Origin of the sequence: Paraflavitalea speifideaquila, from assembly GCF_032395985.1 — a bacterium.
GTDB lineage: Bacteria > Bacteroidota > Bacteroidia > Chitinophagales > Chitinophagaceae > Paraflavitalea > Paraflavitalea speifideaquila.
Map to the genome: position 1 here is coordinate 5,894,441 of NZ_CP135920.1, position 18,138 is coordinate 5,912,578.

19 protein-coding genes and 3 pseudogenes are annotated in these 18,138 nt (G+C 47.2%); 7 read left to right on the top strand and 15 right to left on the bottom strand.

Annotation, left to right across the window (positions count from 1 at the left end):
• Positions 1–115: 115 nt before the first annotated feature.
• Both RS881_RS40445 and RS881_RS40450 read left to right on the top strand, forming a co-directional pair.
• Positions 116–2,075, top strand: a pseudogene (locus tag RS881_RS40445) (sodium-translocating pyrophosphatase).
• Complete coding sequence (locus RS881_RS40450; RefSeq protein ID WP_315815970.1) at positions 2,072–2,281, top strand: sodium/proton-translocating pyrophosphatase; 210 nt, start codon at positions 2,072–2,074, stop codon at positions 2,279–2,281. The pseudogene RS881_RS40445 and the gene RS881_RS40450 overlap by 4 nt, the downstream one beginning before the upstream one ends.
• A 183-nt stretch (positions 2,282–2,464) precedes the next feature.
• Here RS881_RS40450 and RS881_RS40455 read toward each other — a convergent pair whose 3' ends face one another.
• Both RS881_RS40455 and RS881_RS40460 read right to left on the bottom strand, forming a co-directional pair.
• Positions 2,465–3,289 carry a sensor histidine kinase gene (locus RS881_RS40455; protein WP_315815971.1) on the bottom strand — a complete coding sequence of 275 codons (825 nt, stop codon included), beginning with the start codon at positions 3,287–3,289 and terminating at the stop codon, positions 2,465–2,467.
• A 210-nt stretch (positions 3,290–3,499) separates the two neighbouring features.
• Entirely contained in the window at positions 3,500–4,411 is a 912-nt protein-coding gene (locus RS881_RS40460) for a 7TM-DISM domain-containing protein (RefSeq protein ID WP_315815972.1), read from the bottom strand.
• 285 nt (positions 4,412–4,696) lie between these two features.
• On the opposite strand from RS881_RS40460, the gene RS881_RS40465 reads away from it, so the two are divergent.
• The 5 genes from RS881_RS40465 to RS881_RS40485 all read left to right on the top strand — a co-directional run bounded on the left by RS881_RS40465 (position 4,697) and on the right by RS881_RS40485 (position 6,941).
• On the top strand, positions 4,697–4,957 hold the full coding sequence (locus tag RS881_RS40465) for a BlaI/MecI/CopY family transcriptional regulator (RefSeq protein WP_315815973.1): 261 nt from the start codon (positions 4,697–4,699) through the stop codon (positions 4,955–4,957).
• Positions 4,954–5,079 carry a BlaI/MecI/CopY family transcriptional regulator gene (locus RS881_RS40470; RefSeq protein ID WP_315815974.1) on the top strand — a complete coding sequence of 42 codons (126 nt, stop codon included), beginning with the start codon at positions 4,954–4,956 and terminating at the stop codon, positions 5,077–5,079. Before RS881_RS40465 ends, RS881_RS40470 begins: the two co-directional genes overlap by 4 nt.
• 3 nt (positions 5,080–5,082) lie before the next feature.
• The gene (locus tag RS881_RS40475) at positions 5,083–5,556 is read left to right on the top strand and encodes a hypothetical protein (protein WP_315815975.1); all 474 of its coding nucleotides are present in this window, start codon (positions 5,083–5,085) and stop codon (positions 5,554–5,556) included.
• A complete protein-coding gene (locus RS881_RS40480; RefSeq protein WP_315815976.1) occupies positions 5,553–6,440 on the top strand; it encodes a M56 family metallopeptidase in 888 nt (295 codons plus the stop codon). Before RS881_RS40475 ends, RS881_RS40480 begins: the two co-directional genes overlap by 4 nt.
• 324 nt (positions 6,441–6,764) lie before the next feature.
• On the top strand, positions 6,765–6,941 hold the full coding sequence (locus RS881_RS40485) for a hypothetical protein (protein ID WP_315815977.1): 177 nt from the start codon (positions 6,765–6,767) through the stop codon (positions 6,939–6,941).
• 133 nt (positions 6,942–7,074) lie between these two features.
• Here RS881_RS40485 and RS881_RS40490 read toward each other — a convergent pair whose 3' ends face one another.
• The 13 genes and pseudogenes from RS881_RS40490 to RS881_RS60590 form a co-directional block, all read right to left on the bottom strand.
• Entirely contained in the window at positions 7,075–8,172 is a 1,098-nt protein-coding gene (locus RS881_RS40490) for a T9SS type A sorting domain-containing protein (protein WP_315815978.1), read from the bottom strand.
• A 306-nt stretch (positions 8,173–8,478) separates the two neighbouring features.
• Positions 8,479–8,937, bottom strand: a complete 459-nt coding sequence (locus RS881_RS40495; protein WP_315815979.1) for an FKBP-type peptidyl-prolyl cis-trans isomerase — start codon at positions 8,935–8,937, stop codon at positions 8,479–8,481.
• A 5-nt stretch (positions 8,938–8,942) separates the two neighbouring features.
• Entirely contained in the window at positions 8,943–9,152 is a 210-nt protein-coding gene (locus RS881_RS40500; protein WP_315815980.1) for a hypothetical protein, read from the bottom strand.
• A gap of 55 nt (positions 9,153–9,207) precedes the next feature.
• On the bottom strand, positions 9,208–9,705 hold the full coding sequence (locus RS881_RS40505) for a hypothetical protein (RefSeq protein ID WP_315815981.1): 498 nt from the start codon (positions 9,703–9,705) through the stop codon (positions 9,208–9,210).
• A 97-nt stretch (positions 9,706–9,802) separates the two neighbouring features.
• The gene (locus tag RS881_RS40510; protein WP_315815982.1) at positions 9,803–10,249 is read right to left on the bottom strand and encodes an outer membrane beta-barrel protein; all 447 of its coding nucleotides are present in this window, start codon (positions 10,247–10,249) and stop codon (positions 9,803–9,805) included.
• Positions 10,222–11,421 (bottom strand): outer membrane beta-barrel protein, encoded by a 1,200-nt coding sequence (locus tag RS881_RS40515; protein WP_315815983.1) that lies wholly within the window; start codon positions 11,419–11,421, stop codon positions 10,222–10,224. Before RS881_RS40515 ends, RS881_RS40510 begins: the two co-directional genes overlap by 28 nt.
• A 286-nt stretch (positions 11,422–11,707) precedes the next feature.
• A complete protein-coding gene (locus tag RS881_RS40520; protein WP_315815984.1) occupies positions 11,708–12,247 on the bottom strand; it encodes a hypothetical protein in 540 nt (179 codons plus the stop codon).
• On the bottom strand, positions 12,244–12,579 hold the full coding sequence (locus RS881_RS40525) for a carboxypeptidase-like regulatory domain-containing protein (protein ID WP_315815985.1): 336 nt from the start codon (positions 12,577–12,579) through the stop codon (positions 12,244–12,246). The genes RS881_RS40520 and RS881_RS40525 overlap by 4 nt, the downstream gene beginning before the upstream one ends.
• Before the next feature lie 122 nt (positions 12,580–12,701).
• A pseudogene (locus tag RS881_RS40535) lies at positions 12,702–13,723 on the bottom strand (PorP/SprF family type IX secretion system membrane protein).
• Between the two features lie 113 nt (positions 13,724–13,836).
• A complete protein-coding gene (locus tag RS881_RS40540; RefSeq protein ID WP_315815988.1) occupies positions 13,837–14,652 on the bottom strand; it encodes a T9SS type B sorting domain-containing protein in 816 nt (271 codons plus the stop codon).
• Between the two features lie 127 nt (positions 14,653–14,779).
• Positions 14,780–16,204 carry a PKD domain-containing protein gene (locus tag RS881_RS40545; RefSeq protein WP_315815989.1) on the bottom strand — a complete coding sequence of 475 codons (1,425 nt, stop codon included), beginning with the start codon at positions 16,202–16,204 and terminating at the stop codon, positions 14,780–14,782.
• Entirely contained in the window at positions 16,108–16,677 is a 570-nt protein-coding gene (locus RS881_RS60585) for a PKD domain-containing protein (RefSeq protein WP_350340297.1), read from the bottom strand. The genes RS881_RS40545 and RS881_RS60585 overlap by 97 nt, the downstream gene beginning before the upstream one ends.
• A gap of 195 nt (positions 16,678–16,872) precedes the next feature.
• A pseudogene (locus RS881_RS60590) lies at positions 16,873–18,099 on the bottom strand (hypothetical protein); the annotation flags it as partial.
• Positions 18,100–18,138: the final 39 nt, after the last annotated feature.

Genomic DNA, 18,138 nt, shown 5'->3' on the forward strand with positions numbered 1-18,138 from the left:
CCGCCTAATCAGCGATTGATTTAGAGGCCTTTTGCCCTATATTTGCCATCCTTAAAAATTCAACTCGAATAAGAATCAACTACTTATGGACAAATTGCTCTATCTCGTCCCTGTGATGGGAGTCATAGGCCTGCTGTACACCCTGATTAAATTCAACTGGGTATCCAAGCAAGATGCTGGTAATGACCGTATGAAGGAGATCAGCACCTACATCGCAGAGGGTGCTATGGCCTTCCTGAAAGCGGAATGGAAAGTACTCGGCTATTTTGTGGTTATTGTGGGTATCCTGTTGGGGGTAATGGCACAAGCCAATCCTCACTCCCACTGGTCCATCGCGGTTGCCTTTGCCCTCGGCGCTGTATTTAGCGCTACTGCCGGTTACATCGGTATGAAGGTTGCCACCAAAGCCAATGTGCGTACTGCACAAGCGGCCCGTACCAGTTTAAGTAAAGCCCTCAACGTATCCTTTACCGGCGGTGCCGTAATGGGATTGGGCGTAGCCGGCCTGGCCGTAATGGGACTGGGTGGCTTATTCATTTTATTAAAAGCTTACTTCGGTGCTACGGAAGTTTCTTCTGCCGAAATGCTGAGAACAATAGAAGTACTCACGGGTTTCTCCCTCGGTGCTGAATCCATTGCCCTTTTTGCCCGCGTAGGTGGTGGTATCTACACCAAGGCTGCCGATGTTGGCGCCGACCTGGTAGGTAAAGTAGAAGCAGGCATCCCGGAAGATGATCCCGCAACCCCGCCACCATTGCCGATAACGTAGGCGATAACGTGGGCGATGTTGCCGGTATGGGTGCCGACCTTTTTGGCTCCTATGTAGCTACCGTTCTGGCTACCATGGTACTGGGTCAGGAAACACATTCTACCGATAGTTTTGGTGGCTTTGCCCCCATCCTCCTGCCCATGCTCATTGCCGGTGTAGGTATCCTGTTCTCTATCGTAGCAACCCTCTTCGTGCGTATCAGCGATTCAGCTGGTATCAGTACCAGTGTGGTACAAAAAGCCCTCAATATGGGCAACTGGGGCTCTATTATTTTAACCGCTGCTGCTTCAGTAGGGTTGGTTTATTATATCCTTCCCGAAACAATGGAGTTACGCGGTACGGAGTTCACCAAATGGGGTGTACTGGGCGCTATTGGCGTTGGCCTGGCCGTAGGTACCCTTATGAGCATCATTACCGAGTATTATACCGCTATGGGTAAAGGCCCTGTAATGAGTATCATCCGCCAGTCTTCTACTGGTCATGCTACCAACGTGATTGGTGGTTTGGCAGTAGGTATGGAATCTACCTTCCTGCCCATCATCGTATTGGCAGCAGGTATCTATGGTTCTTACGCTTGTGCTGGTTTATATGGTGTAGCCATTGCCGCTGCCGGTATGATGGCCACTACGGCCATGCAACTGGCCATTGACGCCTTTGGTCCCATTGCCGATAATGCCGGCGGTATTGCCGAAATGAGTGAACTGCCCAAAGAAGTGCGTGAGAAAACCGATGTACTGGATGCCGTAGGTAATACGACCGCCGCTACCGGTAAAGGTTTTGCCATCGCTTCTGCCGCCCTTACCGCTCTGGCCCTTTTCGCTGCCTTTGTAGGTGTGGCTGGCATTACAGGTATCGATATTTATAAAGCCGATGTACTCGCCTGCTTGTTTGTTGGTGGTATGATCCCCTTCATCTTCTCTTCCCTGGCTATCCGTGCTGTTGGACAGGCAGCCATGGCCATGGTAGAAGAAGTTCGCCGTCAGTTCCGTACCATTCCAGGCATCATGGAAGGTACCGGCAAACCCGAATACGACAAATGCGTAGCCATCTCTACCGGCGCCTCCATCAAAAAAATGATGCTGCCCGGCGCTATTGCCATCATCTCCCCCTCGCTATCGGCTTTCTTTTTGGCCCCGAAGCATTGGGTGGCTTCCTCGCAGGCGCTACCGTTAGTGGCGTACTGATGGGTATGTTCCAGAACAATGCCGGCGGCGCCTGGGACAATGCTAAAAAGTCTTTCGAGAAAGGTGTGGAGATCAACGGACAGACCTATTACAAAAATCAGAACCCCATAAGGCTTCTGTGACTGGTGATACCGTAGGTGATCCTTTTAAAGATACTTCCGGCCCTTCTATGAATATCCTTATCAAACTGATGTCCATCGTGTCATTGGTGGTAGCCCCGACGCTTAAGGAACTTCATCATCCCGAGCCAGAAGTTTTCAAACCCGTGCAGAAAATGGAGCAGGCAATTGTGGTAAACGATCCTGCTACCGTTATACAGAAAAACTAAGGAAATATTTTACAGGAAAACCCTTATTATTTCCCACAAGCTGTTATATTTGCAGCTCATAACTAAAGGCACTATATCATACCAAATACCAAAGTCCCCATGTTTCCACATGGGGTCTTTACTTTTTAAGCATAACCAATCACTTACACCTTTCAACTTTCCTATATCTTTAACTCCCAATGGTCAAGCTGAAATAGAATTCAGTTCCCTCTCCCGGGGCGCTTTTACCAGTAGTTCGCTTCCATTACTGGCCACGAACTCCCGGCATAGTTGAAGCCCTAGTCCCGTACCTTTTTCCTGTACTGTGCCACCACTGGCGTAAAGGATATTCCTGTGCAATAATTGTTCAGCTTCTTCCGGCAGCATACCCTCACCAGTATCGGCCACATAGATCACTGCCTTGCCCGCCTTGAGCCTACAGCCAATCGTAATGGCGCCGCCCTTGGGGGTAAACTTAATCGCATTATCCAGCAGGTTGCGCAACACCAGCTCCAACTGACGACTATCCATCACCACGGCGATTTCTTCCGCCATATTCTTTTTCAGCGTCACCCCCTTTTCTTCGGCCGAAAAACGATAGGTATCCAATATCTGACGCGTCATCGGTGAAAGCAATACATCTGTGGGAATTGTTTCTATATGGTTACGCTGCGTGAGCGACCAGTTGAGTATATTGTTGATGGATTTGGCAATAAGGCTAATCTGCCGCCTGAGCACCTGGGTAAATTGCTGTATCTGTCCCGGATCAACTTCTTTTTTCTCTGCCAGTTCAAGATACCCCACCAGGTTATTCAGCGGGCTCCTGATGTCATGCGCAATTATATTGAGCAGGCTATCCTTGGCCTTGTTATTTTCTTCCAGTTGATCCAGAGCCAGTTGCAGGGCCTGCGCCCGTTCTTCCGCCGTTTGTTTCAACAAGTTCTTTTGCACATTGGCCGATTGCAGCTCTTTCGCCTGCAGATCCCGCTTTTCTTTCTCCAATATACCATACTTATGTCCCAATGCCATTGAAAGGAGGATCACCTCAAAAGCCGAACCAACAGGTAATATATAAAGGTCCAGTTGCCAAATGGCAGTACCCCCATATTCGTAATGGCAAATAATACAATGGACGATAAAAACAATAGCCAGGCAATAAGAAAAAGGTGGCAGGTTTATAATCCTGTTTATAAGCGCTTATAGCCATCCATATAAACAGGATCGGAAACAGGATACTCTCTATTTCCAGTAAACGAATGGTAGCATGGCGCCACCCCTTCGCACAACAAAATACGGTGACCCACAGCAGCACATCCAGCCAGCGCAACGCCTTCGTAAGCCGTGGCCCATGCTTTTTCCATCTAAGAAAGAAATAGCAAAACGGATCATAAACATATAGCTCACCGCCACTGTCCCTATCCCATACTGGTTAATAAACCGTGACATTGACTGGCCCAGGTACACATGCAACCCAAGCAGGTACAGTAATATGAATATGGCGAGGAAGAACAGGTAGCCCAGGTAATATAAATATGCGGCACGCTCCCGGATCCAGGTAGACAGGGATAAGTTATAACAGAACATGGCCAGCACAATACCCGCATAGATAAGTGCTATGATATTAACGTCCTTCAGCTTATTGATCAGGCCATCCGTAGTAGTGAGCGCCAGTGGAATAATGACCTTATTACCCGTACGGAAACGCACCCAGAAATCCTGGGGCTGGTTGCTCACAAAAGGGATCTCCAAACTGTACCCGGGAAAATTAAAGGCCTTACTGGCAAGTGGTATATGGCTGCCCGATTGAACCGATCTTAATTGTCCCTTATCATAATAAAAGAGTGTAATACTGTCGATATTGGAAAATTCAATGAGCAGGTACACTTTATCCGTGCCCGGATAATTAAAGCTGCCCTGCACCCAAATGGCGGCATCCGTAAGGCCATAAGTACCCATTTCATGCTTTGCCGGCTGCAACCTGGTTTGATAAGGCATTTGTAAAAACTCCTGTAGCGTAAGCCTGGCTGTACTATCTACCAACCAGCCGCTTTGCATGGCAATCCGTTGATAGGGTGTTTCACCAGTTAGCTGAACGATGGAATTAGCAATACCCTGGATGCATACCAGGATCAACAGGAAAGTATTAAGCAAGCCTTTTTCACAGTAAGTGGTGTTATTAAGCTGAATAAATATACTGTTATTTATTCCTTTATGCACGAAACCAGGAACTTCCAACATTTTTAGGGGAACGATCAACCAGGGGGAACAGAGTAATATACGAAAAGAAATCACCCTTGGCTTTCAGATCGACCCGCCGCTTGCCATTTTTATCCCCACTCATTGATTAAGTAGTGATTAAAATGCAGCGCTTCTTTACCTTCCTGTAACAATTCATTACGAAATTTATCGTATTTTTAAGGCAAATGTTGTTCCGCTATGTCCACAACCAAGAGTATTAAACCCACTGAGAGTGAACTGGAGATCCTGCAGGTATTATGGGAAAAGGGTACTGCCAGCGTTCGTGAAGTACATGAACAATTACTGAAAGTAAAAGATGCTGGCTATACCACTACCTTAAAGCTGATGCAGATCATGTTTGAAAAAGGATTGGTAAAGCGCGATGATTCCATCAAAACGCATATTTACCAGGCCGCTGTGAGCCGGGAAAAACACAAAAACATTTGCTGGGTAAAATGATCGATAATTTATTTGGAGGTTCCCCTACTGAACTGGTCATTCAGGCATTGGGCAACCATAAAGCCTCTGCTGATGAATTGGAAGCGATCCAGAAAATGTTAGACAACCTAAAAAAACAGTAGCCGATGAACCTGGTCAACCAATCTGCTTTCCTGAAGGCATTGGGATGGTCATTATTAGACAGCTTGTGGCAAATGGGTGTTTTATGGCTGATCTATGTTGTTTTGACTGCCAATGGAAGAAAATTTAACGCACGCCAACGCAATACCCTGGCCCTGTTATCACTGGCCGGAGGCTCGGGTTGGTTCCTCATCAACCTGGCGATCAATTTTTATAATGCAGCAGCCGAACCAGCCTTACTGACCTTATTGGTCAATGCCGGAGAAGCGCTGAATACCCCTGCTTCTTTCAAAAGCAATATGGCCGCCTGGATTGAACAGGTACTTCCTTTCCTATCCGTTGCCTACCTACTTATCACCATCTTACTTTTGGGCCGTTTTTATCGCCAATACCGATTTACACGCCAGCTATTTCACCAGGGCCTCAAAAGATCAATCCCGAACTGCGTGTATTCCTCCAACAGGCCGCTCAACACATGAGCATCCCTAAAAAAGTAAATATCTGGTTATCCTCACGCGTGGATACCCCTTTAACCGTCGGTTTCTGGAAACCCATTATTTTATTGCCCATAGCGGCCGTGAATAACCTTACCATCCAACAAACAGAAGCCATTATACTGCATGAGCTGAACCATATCAGGCGCAATGACTACCTCGTGAACCTGCTCATTGCCTGTATCGATATTATCTTATTTTTCAATCCCTTTGCACAATTGTTCTCTGGCATCATCCGCCGCGAGCGGGAACATTCCTGTGATGATATGGTATTACAGTTCAGGTACGATGCTTCCCAGTACGCCCGGGCCCTCCTGATGCTGGAACAGAGCCGCATCCAAATGGCTCCTGCACTGGCCGTAGCCGCCACCGGCCATAACAGCCTCTTGCTGAACCGGGTAAAACGCATACTTTCCAATGATCCTGTTACCACCACCCTGAACCAGAAACTGGTAGCCTGGCTCCTATCGGCCCTCCTGATAGGGTCTATTGGCTGGTACAATCCAGGCAAGGCAATCGTCACCACCATTCAGGAAGTGACCGTAAAAGCGCCTGAAATACCTAATAATGAATTCCCGGCCGGTATCAGTACCCCCGCTGCACAGCCTGCTGCCCCATCCAAAGCAGCAACACCTGCCCTGGCCCCCACTATTGCCCATGTAATAGATAGCCATATAGAAGAAGCAATGGCCGATGCCATGCCCGATGCAGACGCAGAAGCGGAAGAAAACCCAATATCACAGTTGGTATCCCTGGCATCCTATAAAGGCGAACTGGCCAAGGAAATGATCACCCTGGTCAATTCAAAGAAATGCGCGACTTCTCCATGCAGGTCACCCAGGAAGCCCTGGCTACTGCAGGATCGGTGAATACACACCCTATATTCCAGGCAACAGCTTTCTGATCCAGGCCCTGGAAGATACCCTGCTGCCTAAAAATACACCATGAGCGCTTCCGAAAAAGAAGCCCGCGAAGCCATGGACAAAGCCATGATAGCCTTACAGGCTATTGACTGGAAAAAGTAGAAAAAGAACTGAATTCCGCTACAGGTAGCGTAGATATGAAACAATTACAGAACGAGATCAAAAGCCTTTAAAGAAGTAGATTGGAAAAAGATCAACCAGGAAACAGAAAAAGCTATCCAACAATCCAATAGCCAAATCCTGGAAGAACAGGCCCTGCTAAGAACTCAGTTGGAACGTTACAACCACCACCGCCAGCAAAAGCAGGAAAAGGTCAACCAGGCACAATACCAGATCATCATGGACAGGCTAAAATCAAATGAAAAGAGCAATAATACCTGTGAAACAGAGCGCTCGGCTACCAATGAACAAAAGCCAGCGAAGCGCAGAAAGATCGTCGTGATCTAGGAAAGGTTTCATCAACTAATAATAGAAGGTCGCCCCCAATTGGAAGCGACCTTTTTGTTTTCACATGGGCTGAATATCTAAGATGGGTAGACCGAAGTGTATATACTACTCCATTGAATCATTACTGGTTTCATCATGGTACCCAGATCTTCTCCTGCCGGGTTTCTTTAGTAGTTTGAAGGATCACTACATACATTCCTTTGGGCAGATTGGAGGTATTGACCGAATAACGATTTAAACCCGGCTTCAGTGCATAGGCGGCCTGCCGAACAATGGCGCCCCCAGCCCCTGCTATCTTTAAGCTGGCCTGTTGGGTAACCGAAGAATTGATCTCCAGGTTAATGACACCCGGCGCCGTGAAGATGCGCAAATTGTTATCTGCAAAATCCTTCACCACTACGATGGTCGATAACTGCGAACGTCCATTGATATCTGTTTGTTTTAACCGGTAGTACAAATTGGTTGAAATACGCACCGGGTCGCGGAAAGAATAATTGAGCAGTACGTTGCTGTTGCCACCTGCCGCAGCCGAAGGAACATTACCTACTGCTTCCCAACTGGCGCCGTTGGTTGATCGTTGTACATCAAAACCTGCATTATCCTGTTCCGTAGCGGTCTTCCAGTTCAACAATACCCCCTCACCGTCGCGGCGGGCAGTAAAACCAGCCAACGTAACAGGTAATGCCGTAATTCCCGGAAGGCCTGTGATGGGGCCGCAACCACTGGCGGTATAGCCAAGTCCATTCGCCACTACCCCAAAAGGTGCATACCCATTGGCAAACTGCGGTTCGCATGTAAATGCCGCACAACTTAAGATAGGATTGGTTGACGATGTGCCGGAAGTGATACTCGGGTCAACAGCCTGGAAGGTCAACCCACTGGCGCAGTTTATCGATCCAAACAGGCTCATTCGCCCCGCCTGCTGTATTACTACTTCCCCCGCCCCGTCAAGTGATCCCTGGAATTTAAAAGTAACATTGGCAGCTATTTGCAAAGTGCCATTGATTGTTATAGCATTGGGACCAGTATTGGCACAAGTCCCGGGATGGTTGGACGAACTGCCCAAACAAAAATTAGAGTTGATGCACAAGGTCTGCCCGGCCGCCACCACAAATGGCGATGGAGCACCAATCAGATCGGCTTCCGTAAAAGCGCATTGGGCTACACTTCTCAAAGAAGAAAAAAGGAAAAAGGCCGGTAAGAATAATGTGGTAGGTCTAAAATGCCTCATACGGATTTGTTTTGATGAAAAAGGAAAGCTACGTTGAGCGATTTCAACGGTATGAGGTTGTGGGGTATAATGAATACAATAAGGAAATGTAAGAAAAGGCGAACAGGAACGCTGGTGTGGTGTAAGAGAAAATGCCTTGTACACAAATTACATTTTTATCATAATGTACAAATAAAATAAATGTTCCCTTTTATTGATCTGAAAGCCAGGAGCAGAGAGAAGAAGTTCTATAAAATAGAAAAGCGCAGAAAAGGGGAAAACTCCCTTTCTGCACTTAAAAATGTAAAACGGGCAGGCCGTTAAGGCTTAATTCACCTCCAGCAATTCCACATCAAATACCAGCACCGAATTGCCTGGAATGCCCTGGTAGTCATAACACCCGTAAGCCATATTAGGTGGAACGATCAGTTTTATCTTTCCTCCCTTCCTGATAAGAGGAATACCTACCTGCCAGCCAGGAATAACACCTCCCAGCGGAAAACTGGCTACCCTGCTGTCGAATGAAGTATTATTGGTGTATTTACCGGTATAATTCGCTTTCACGGTTGAATTAAGGGTGGGGGTAACGCCGCTGCCCGGTTCAATGATCTGGTAATACATACCAGTGGCATGTTTGGTGGCCGTAATGCTATTGGCAGTGATATAAGCCTGCATCTTAGCATCATTCTCTTCAGCAGTGGCACATCCCTGGTCCTTATTTTTCTTATTACAGCCAAACAAGGCTACCCCCAAAACCATACAAAAAGCAAGATTGAATAAACGCATGTATTCTACAGTTTAGGCGCAAATATAATACCCCGGTATTTTAATGCAATATATAATCCGTCATATTTTCCATCACTTTCTCGAGCGTAACGTCCTTCCACCAGCCCGACTCCTTGTACTTCTTCAATAAGATCCCAGCCAGGTCTTTTTTTGGCGTATTGTTTACCTTTTTTGATGGTTGGAGACAGGATCTTCGATTCATCAATACTGGCCACTTCTATTTTCGTGGCAAACCAGGTGGTATAATACCGGGGATAGCCAGCCCCAATATCATGCCCGGCAATCCCGTAAAGAACTCAGGTCCTCCCTGCGTAATGATCTCCGGGCAATAAAAGCTACTACATAAACACTATCGTGAATGCGCCCAATTGCCTTACGGCACTCCCACCCTGCTATCTTCCTGATTTCATTTTCTATTTTCCATTTAATCGTCCGCAAACTATCTCCAAATACAAAGTAGTCATCAATAAAACGCTTTTTGGCAACCGTTTCCCGCGTATCGAGGTCGATATACAAACTGCTTTCACCCACATTGTGCGATACTGTGGACGCAATCCGCCCCTGCTGATACACCCACCGGTTCCAGGAAAAGATCAGGTCCCGGTAACTCACATCATACTCCGGCAAGGCTGCATAATACGAACTGCTGCGGCTATCCACGTCGGCATACGTCCGCCGGTTATTCCGCCTGATCTCATATTCAATTTTCCCCGCGTAATAAAATCCTGTCCATGCACCAGCTCGCCGGCCACGAACATCAACAAACAAAGAGTAAAAAACTGTTTCATATCTATCTTACAGCATTTAATCATTATGAAATTGCCCTCCCTTTTCGCCCTATCAACTTTTCAACCTATCAACTCAACTACAACGTCTTCGTAAAATTCCAGGTCGCCGTGAGCAACCAATACCGTTTCAATACCAAGCGGTTAGATTCATACACATTATTGCCCGATACATTCCGGTTATAGCCCGTATTCTGGTTCAGGATATCATTAACCGAGAACTTGATCGAGGCTTCATCATTCTTCAGTAATTTCTTTTGCAAGGAAGCATTCCACTGGATGATGTTAATGCTTTTGCTAAACGCATTGTTCTTAGGCTGGAACTGGAAACTGCAATCCGAGCTTAATTCCATTTTGAAGGGCAGTAAGAACGTATTGGCCAGTGTATGCGAATGCGAAAAATTACGGTTCGTTTTATTGTTGGGAGCGTCCGACCAGCCTACATTGTAATTGGCCGACCCCGTATAAGAAGTCGACATTACATCCTTCCAGTCGTGGTTCAGCGAGGCGCGGATCGAACCATACACATTTTCATTCTTGATCCGCGTACCATTGAGAATGGAATTACCCCTCCTTTGCTCAGGTTGACATTGAGAGAAGGCCGCAGGTGCAGTGGTTTATATTGCCAGTTGAACCCCATAAAAGCATTCATACCTAATACCCCATCCAGGTTGATGTACTTACTCATAGTACGGTTCTGGGCATCCGTACTCCTTTGCATGGTGATCGCATTATCCGTATAATTAATGCCAATATTTCCATACATCGAACTCCCTTTAACCGGGTTATACCTGTTGAAGTTGATCGAGCCCTGGTGCCTGAAAGCAGGTTTCAGATCGGGGTTTCCTTCCTGTATATACAAGCGCGTGCTCGTTCTACGCAAAGGCTGCAACTGCTCTATCGAAGGCTGTGCCGTATTTCCGGAATAGTTTATATTAATACTGCCATTCTTGAACACGCGCAAGCTCACATTGAGCTGGGGAGCCAGGTTAACAAAACGGCGCTTCGTTTGTGCTTTAAGATCATTATTCACCTGATCCAATCCCGAATGAAACACCTTACTACCAGCCGTAATATTGATCTTTTTCCGGCCCCAGCTCAGCGTAGCACCCGTAATATGCGTATTAACCATGAAGTCATAATCATTACTCAGGCTATCAACACGTGCGTCGAATTTCCCACCCTGCTTATTATAGGTATTGAACACATTGGCCGCCTGCGCTGTTTTCCATCCATACTCTACCGAGAACCCGAATTCCTTGCTCAACTTATCAGTATACACACCCCGCACAGCATAAGATTCAAAAGGGTTTTGCGTTTGCTGAAGCTGGTTCAGCGTATCCACATTTTTAAAACTACCCGTCGCCGGATCATAATAATTGACGGCCGAGAAAGCATAAACATCCGATAACACCCGGCTATAATCCTGCTGGAAAGTAAACGAAAAGGTGCGCCCTTCCTTCCTGAACTTCCGCTGGTAGGTTATATTGCTGCCAAAGCGCCGGTTATTGCCGATCGTTTCATTAGATAGTTCATTATTATTAACGAGAAATCCTTTTTCATTTTTTGATTCACTGGTCGATTGCGTAAGGTTATTTGTTTTGCCCATTCCCCCATTGAGCGCTACTTTAAGTGTGGTAAACGAGTCGAGTATGATGGCAAAGCTGCCACTGGCTTTTTGTGAGAAGCCATACACCATTTCCCGGCTCTCGCCTTTATTCCTAAATCCCGTACCATCAGGCAATAGATTCGTACTACTGGAGTTTCCCCAGCCATTGGCCTTGATCTCTTTGATTCAGTGATTACCAAACATTTTTGCTTGTCCCCATTCCACCTGTCCGAAAAATGCGCCCCGCCATACAATACCGAAGGGATCCCATTGCCGTAATAATTCTCACTCTCGTTATCGTTACTGCTATAATTGCTGTAGATGATCCCACCTGTACCGTCACTGATCATTTCATAATCCTGTGCCACATATTTGCTCATATCATTGTAAGAAAGTCCCTGCCTGCCCGTCTTGGCAGCCACACCAAATACCGATACTTTCCTGGTGCCGCTAAACAAAGCGCCCATACCCTCATGCTGGTAATAATCCTTGCCATCGGCACCGGCCGACAGCTTCCCGAAATAACCATTCTTTTTGTTCTTTTGAGCTTCAGGTTGATCGTTTTATTCCGCGTACCATCATCAATACCGGTAAACTGCGCCTGTTCACTTTTCTGATCAAATACCTGCACCTTATCCACCGAGCCCGATTGCAGGTACTTCAAGGCCAGGCCAGGATCGTCCGAGAAAAACTCATCCCCATCTACCAATACCTTCTTCACCTCCTGCCCCTGCGCCATGATCTTTCCATCCCTTTCCACTTGAATGCCTGGCAGCCGTTTAAGTAACTCTTCCACGCTGGAATTGGGTTTCAACGCAAAACTATCCGCCGTATATTCCAACGTATCCCCGCGCATACGGATGGGTACACCCGCCCGCACCACCACCTCCTCCAATAACCTGGCTTCTGTGATCATAACCACTTTGCCCAGGTCAATCGTAGAAGTATCTGTAATCGTGAGCTCATGTAAAAATCGGCCATCTTGGGAAAAGAGACCATCAGGGTGTACTGACCGGGCGGTATTTTGGTGAGTTCGAAAGCCCCTTCCACATTGGTACGCACCGATTGATACAAAATACTATCCGACTTATTGATCAGCGCTACGATCGAATAATGCAGCTTCCTGTTTTCGGCTGTATTTACTACCGTACCTGTAAGCTTGTTTTTTTGTGCCTGAGTGGGAATTAGAAAAAGCAACAATATCAATGATCCGAAGCAACGACGAATGAATCGGGGTGCAAAAAGCATGAAAAGTGATGGTTTGGGTTAGGGGTTCACCAAATATAAGAATTGTCTACCTACCCCATAGGAACTGCCCCCGCCGGACAAACGAATAAGGATATATTTAACAAATGAAATAACCCTCTATATCACCAAACATTTTTAGGACACCAATCACCATACTTATTGCCGATGAGAAAACCAATCATGATCTCATGCGTGCCTTTACTCACTGTATTGAGATTAGAAGTAGTATAATCGTATGCATAACCCACATTGAGCGTATTGGAAATATTCATACCGATCATGCCTGCAAACCCCTCCCCGCTCCTGTAGGAAGCCCCCACCCAGGCCAGGTCCTGGTACTGTAACTTCAGGTTAAAATCGGCCTGTACCGGTAAGGGTTTGATGTATTTGACCATCACCGAAGGGATCAGGTTAAAATTATCATCCAGCAAAAACGATAACCCGCCGTGCCAAAGAGATGCGGAACAAACTTAGCATCGCGCACTACCACACTGCTATTGGCAAAATTTACCTTTTGAGGAATCAGTTGCTGAGCCGATAAGCCCACAAAATAATCAGCCGAATAGAGATACAAACCCGCACTAAAATCGGGTTTAAAATTGTTGATCTCCCCGCTGGTATAAACTGCCGGATCCACCGGCGCCTGTATGCCCAGAAATACTTTGTTTGTATTAAGACTTAAATTGGTAAACCCCGCTCCAAAACCCGCAGCCAGGCTGGTGCGGGCACTGATACCTATATGATAAGCATACGTAGCATAAGCCGAAAAATTGTTGAGCGGCCCCGTCCGGTCATTGATCACCTGCAAGCCAATACCGTGATGCGGCGCTGCCGCTTCATAATTCTCCCAATAACTCTTTCCCCGTGGATTTTCGCCCGGCACCCGGTAAGAAGTAGCAGAAGTACGGTAATCTTTTTTACCTAGCGGCCCATGAATCGTGAGATAAGTTGTAACAGGCGCGCCATCCAGCCCCACCCATTGATGGCGGTGACTGGCCTTCACATCAATATAATTTTCAATACCCGTAACGGCAGGATTGAGTATATACTGATTCAATATATACTGAGTATAATGAGGTTTCTGTTGCGCCTGCGCTACAACACACAATACAAGACCACCTAAGCAGGACATAATGTTCTTCATGTCACAGGTTTCTTTGGTTAATAATTTCGCACACCGGTATTCCGGGAAAAGACCTACTACCTTGTTTGTCTACTTCACCAGCCCGTTGCTTTTCTGCCTCGCTTCCTTATTGCTTATCTTATGATCGTTATCGATCCATTCATTTGCTGCCGCCCATTTTTGGGGTTAATGATCCAATAATAAGTTCCAACGGGCAAAGGATTACCATTCACCGTACCATCCCATTCACGGCCATAACCTATGGAGGTGAATACACGCTGCCCATAACGGTTGTATACATCTACTGTACAACCAGGATATGACTCCAGGTACAATATTTTCCAGGTATCGTTGATCTTGTCGCCATTGGGCGTAAATGTATTGGGCACAATGAGGTTTTTCAGCACTTTTACAAATACCTGGTCACTATCCGAACAGCCATCGCCCGTAACCACCTTCAGGGTATAGGTCATATCTTCCAAAGGGCTCACCCGTGGTGTAGCCTTTGTAGGAGCATCCAGGCCGAGCGCCGGCGTCCATAAGTAATGCAGGCCGGACCCCGTAGACTGTCCATTCAGAACTGCAAAACCACCTTCCAGTATACCTTTATCAGGGCCGGCATTCACGATAGGTGTGGCATTTACCCGGATGGTTTGATCCATGGAGGCCGAACAACCATTATTGGCCATAAATTCATATCGTAAAGTATGCAAGCCCGGTTTAGCAGCATGCGGATCGAAAGTAATACCATCAGCAGCCATACCCGGCCCGCTGATACTACCTGTGCCACTAAATCCGAATACCTCCCTGGCTGTATTGATCGGGAATGGTTTTATCTCTTCACAAACGGCCTGTAAGGCCTTAAATTCAACTTGCGGGCTTGCCTTGAGCATAATGGTCTGTACATCCGTTTCAAAGCAGATCTCGCCCGAATAAGCGATATAACGCACCTGGTGCGTACGGGTAGCGGACTGCCAAAGTCGGGATACTTATGCGTATAGGTCTTACCAATCACCGGATCTTCATCCACTGTTTTGATGGTAGGATCGCCTGTATAATCCCAATAGATCTCAATTTTCACCAGCTTACCCGATACCACCTCCGAATTATCCCGTATCTGCACCGCTTTATTGACGCAAAGCGCCGCCGCGTCATCAACCATAAAGGCCCCCTGCGCACATCGCCATTCACGGCTAAAGGATGGGTAATCGACTTGGTACATCCGTCCCTGGAAGTTACCGCCAGGCTTACCGTATAATTGCCCGCCGTACCATAATTGAGTTGAGGGTTGGTCTGCGTGGAAGTATTGCCATTGCCGAAGTTCCAGTTATAGATAAACTGGGCCTGACTTTTATCCGCAATAGAACTGGTATTGGTAAACTGCACCAGGTCGAGTAAACAGACTTCCGGAGCCGTAAAACCTGGTACAGGCATAGGATGTATTACTACTGCCTGGGAGGCCAACTGGCTCACACAACCTTTACTACTCTGCACCACCAGGCTGGCCGTATAGGTATTGGCACTGGCATATGTATTAGTGGGATTGGGGGCCGTGGAGGTATTGCCATTGCCAAACGACCATTGCCAATTGGAAAGGGTGCCGGCATTGGCAATTGAAGCATCCGTAAAACTCACCGGCGCACCTTCACAGGTAGGCGCTGCCACCGTAAAGACGGCTACCGGAAGCGGATGCACAATGGCCTGCCTGCTTGCCATATCAGATGGACACCCTTTATCCGTCACCACCGACAGCGTTACCTCAAAAGTATCAGCCAGTGCATAGGTAATTGTGTTATTGGCCTGGTTGGAAGTTTGCGTGTTCCCAAAATTCCAATGCCATTCCGTAACAGCACTGCCCTTGCCATCACTTTTATCTGTGAATTGGATCGGTGCCGCCAGGCATACTTCACCACTCACCGTAAAATCAGCTTTGGGCTGCGGATAAATTGTATTGACCGTTTTTATCCTGCTGCCTACACATTGGTTGCTGGAAGTAACCGTGAGCTTCACATCATAAGGTCCCACCCCTGTAAACTGGTGAGGCGGATTGCTGCCTGTGGCAGTCTGACCATCCCCAAAATCCCACAGGTAGGTAAAGAGGTTTTGTGTGCCATCCGCAATCGTCGACATGCTGGCAAAGTTGGCATTACCTGCAGGCAAACAAACCGTCCCGGGAAGACTGAAATCAACGGCCGGTTTTGGATGGATCGTCACCGGCAATTCAAAGGTTGTACTCTTACAACCAAAAGTAGTTTCTACCACCAGGCCAATGGTATAATTGCCGGGTGTGGTATAGGTGTGGGTAATTGGGTTTCCATTGGTCATGGCAGCCGTACTATTATCGCCGAAGTTCCAGGTCCATTTAGCCATTGTACCGCCCACTACAGTTGACAGATTGGTAAAGGTCATGGCCGAGTCTTGGCAATGGATGGGCGAGATGCTAAAATTGGCCAGGGAAGGGCCGACACCTCCACCACTTTCTCCGCCGTATCTGACAGGCATCCTACGTCCGTAATTCCCCAATGCTTTACTTTATACATCTTCGCTGTAGCATAGGTATGCGTAGCGTCTTTGAGGGTGCTGCTATTGCCATCATCAAAATTCCAGAACCATTTAAAAACTTCACGCCCCTGCCCATCAATCTTATCCGTAAAGGTCAACAGGTCGCCCAGGCATTTTGGAGTAAAGAGAAAGTCAGCCTTGGGGCGTTCAAAGATCTCCAGGTCATAATCTATTTGCTGCTCCCCATTACAACCATCGGCCGTGGGATTATTGGCTTTGATGCTGATGGGGTACGTGCCGGGTGTGCCCACAGTATATTGAAGCGGCAGCTTATACCGGTAAAGCGTCCGGCCATCGACCACCCAGGTTGAATCGGGCACCGGTGATGCAATGGTCACATCAGTAAAACCCATTGCGTTGAGTGCTGTTCCAAATATCCATTTGATCTCTGTGGGCTGGTAGGGGAACGTCATGGACAGCCGGAACGGCGTGTTCTTACAGCCGGCCGGGAAATGAACAATGCTGTAATCATTTTGGACCGACACAAATTGGTACAGGTCCTTCAGGTTACTGCCAGCCGAATAGCCATAAGATTCCGTTCGGCTAAATCCATAGGCGATGGCATTGAAGGGAGTGTCGCAAGTGATCGTATGCGTAGTAGGTCCATTCACCTGGATCTGGGCATAAGCATAGGTAGGGTCAACCGGATGTGGCACAAAACTGGTGGCATAGGATTGCCCATCAACCTTAAAAGTGTTGATCGCCGCCGGACTGTTCTTCACCACCGCATTAATGAAATGGGCATTGCTGATATTATTGATCAAACGCATGGAAGCCAGGGTAACCTTGTTGATCGTTTGCTCCACCGGACTGAGGTAGATCATTTCAGGATCACCATTGCCTGTTGCCTCTCCACAATCCTGGGTGGTAAAATACTGAGCCACCAGGATGGGCTTATCAGATTCTATGACGTGGGGAACCGCATCTGAAAACTGGAAGTAAAAATTATTGGTGAAATTGCCGGCAGGAATGACGGCCCCATCCTTCTTCACCACCGCCGTAGCATCGGGTCTGATGATGCGGTAAAAATTCAAGGGCCGGGTACTGCTGGGAACGGTCAGGTACTTTTGCCCCAGGTGCTGGAAGGATACATTTGTTGAAAGAGATTATCGGAGGAGCTGACGCCGCCAGGAACGCAACCAATACCAATACGACCGCTGCCACAGAACACGGCAATTTTTTACAGCCTGCCCCATTGTTTACCGACTTTATGGTAGAACCGGTAAGGTCTGTACTTGCCAGCACATTAAATACCTGGCCTTTTGTAAAGTGCGTGTATAGGTTTGGCCGGCCGTCATGGTCTGGGTATTAGCCGAAGGCTTCACTTCTATTTCCGTATTGTCCTCGGTAGCCACTACAAAAAACCAAGAGTAGGAATTGAGGTTCACATTGGATTGAGCCTCCTGCTTGTAATTAACGGAATAGTACTCCCTGCCAAGGGTAGCAACGGGCAAACAAAGAGAAGCGCCTGAAACGGATGCAAAATAAATATGCGCATAAACCACAACCGGCTTCATCGCAGTAATATGGATTCCCCTGTCTGAAATTCCTTCAGCATCTAAAAAGGCACTGGAAGAGATGGTGATTCTTGTTGTTTGATTGGCAATGACTGTATAGGGCTGAGAGATGCCTAATCCAGGAAGTTCGAGAATGCCATCTGTATTAACATCCGACGTAATATAAACATCCATGCCTGGTTGGTTATTCCGGTCGGCATACATCTGCTGGTGATTGCCATAGCCCAGCCAAAATTCCTTACCCTTGTTCGTAAAATCTTGCGACCAGGATAAGGTGATTGAAAAGATAAGGCAAATAAGCAGTGTAATTTTTCTCATTAAGTCCCTCCATTTTAGGAGGAAGGGTGTTCTTGCAAT

Excerpts from the sequence above, each read along its gene's own strand:
- RS881_RS40470 (WP_315815974.1), top strand. The coding sequence starts at position 4,954 with ATGATCGATAATTTATTTGGAGGTTCCCCTACTGAACTGGTCATTCAG.
- RS881_RS40480 (WP_315815976.1), top strand. The coding sequence starts at position 5,553 with ATGAGCATCCCTAAAAAAGTAAATATCTGGTTATCCTCACGCGTGGAT.
- RS881_RS40465 (WP_315815973.1), top strand. The coding sequence starts at position 4,697 with ATGTCCACAACCAAGAGTATTAAACCCACTGAGAGTGAACTGGAGATC.
- RS881_RS40520 (WP_315815984.1), bottom strand. The coding sequence starts at position 12,247 with ATGATCACAGAAGCCAGGTTATTGGAGGAGGTGGTGGTGCGGGCGGGT.
- RS881_RS40455 (WP_315815971.1), bottom strand. The coding sequence starts at position 3,289 with ATGGCATTGGGACATAAGTATGGTATATTGGAGAAAGAAAAGCGGGAT.
- RS881_RS40475 (WP_315815975.1), top strand. The coding sequence starts at position 5,083 with ATGAACCTGGTCAACCAATCTGCTTTCCTGAAGGCATTGGGATGGTCA.
- RS881_RS60585 (WP_350340297.1), bottom strand. The coding sequence starts at position 16,677 with ATGACGTTCCCCTACCAGCCCACAGAGATCAAATGGATATTTGGAACA.
- RS881_RS40525 (WP_315815985.1), bottom strand. The coding sequence starts at position 12,579 with ATGCTTTTTGCACCCCGATTCATTCGTCGTTGCTTCGGATCATTGATA.
- RS881_RS40515 (WP_315815983.1), bottom strand. The coding sequence starts at position 11,421 with ATGGTGTATGGCTTCTCACAAAAAGCCAGTGGCAGCTTTGCCATCATA.
- RS881_RS40545 (WP_315815989.1), bottom strand. The coding sequence starts at position 16,204 with ATGCCTGTCAGATACGGCGGAGAAAGTGGTGGAGGTGTCGGCCCTTCC.
- RS881_RS40490 (WP_315815978.1), bottom strand. The coding sequence starts at position 8,172 with ATGAGGCATTTTAGACCTACCACATTATTCTTACCGGCCTTTTTCCTT.
- RS881_RS40495 (WP_315815979.1), bottom strand. The coding sequence starts at position 8,937 with ATGCGTTTATTCAATCTTGCTTTTTGTATGGTTTTGGGGGTAGCCTTG.